At 67.8% G+C, this 925-nt stretch carries 2 protein-coding genes; both read left to right on the top strand.

Annotated features, from left to right (window positions below):
• A partial coding sequence (locus D3H34_RS33045) for a VRR-NUC domain-containing protein (RefSeq protein WP_147400616.1) occupies nt 1-740 on the top strand: 740 nt, incomplete at its 5' end.
• The coding region (locus D3H34_RS33040; protein WP_147400615.1) for a hypothetical protein at nt 737-925 on the top strand (189 nt) is incomplete at its 3' end. The genes D3H34_RS33045 and D3H34_RS33040, both read left to right, overlap by 4 nt.

The raw sequence follows: 925 nt of genomic DNA, 5'->3' as shown, positions 1-925 counted from the left end.
ACGAGGAACTGCAGAAGCTGCGGCGCATGCTGCCGCGCCTGCTGCGCAACACGGGCCAGGCCAAGGCGCGCCAGCGCGCGCAGGCCAGCCCGGCGCTGCTGCAGATGCGCGCCGACATCCTGCTCGATCCGCCCGCGGCGCCGCTGTCCGTGGAATACGCGCTGCGCGCGCATTGGCACAGCGAGACCCACCCGGTGTTCTATGTCGAGAACGCGCTGATCAACTCGCTGTTCGGCCTGCTGTGCTGGCCCGCGATCTTCGCGCCCGTGCAGGGCGCGTTCTTCCATCCGTTCCAGAGCGGCCCGGCCGATCTGAGCGCACCCGACTTCTGCGCGCGCCGGTCGCACGAATTCGCTCTGTGCCTGGCGCAGCTCGACACGCCGGACTACGCGCAGACCATTCTCCAGCGCTATGCCGAAAAGCAGGGCGTGCAGTCGCCGTTCGTGTTCTGGGGCGTGCTGACCGAGCCGCTGCTGCGCCTGGCGCTCGACTGCATCAGCGCCGCGCACCTCAAGCTGCTGTTCGCGCGGCTGATGCAGGATGTCAAGACCAATCGCAGCGGCTTTCCCGATCTCGTGCGCTTCTGGCCCGCGGAAAACCGCTACGAACTCGTCGAAGTCAAAGGCCCGGGCGACAAGCTGCAGGACAACCAGATCCGCTGGCTGCAGTACTGCAGCGAACACGGCATTCCGGTCAGCGTCTGCCATGTGCAATGGCGCGGCGCCGAGGACGGACCATGAGCTACACCGTGTCCGTGCGCACGCTCTGCGAGTTCACCGCCAAGCAAGGCGATCTCGACCTGCGCTTCACGCCCGCGCCGACGGCGCTGCAGGGCATCGAAGGCCATCAGCTGGTGCAGTCGCGCCGCGGCGCGGACTACGAAGCCGAAGTGGCGCTGCAAGGCGACTACGAGACGCTGCGCGTG

The sequence above is a fragment of the Acidovorax cavernicola genome (assembly GCF_003581445.1).
This window is presented reverse-complemented; position numbering and strand designations above follow the sequence as displayed.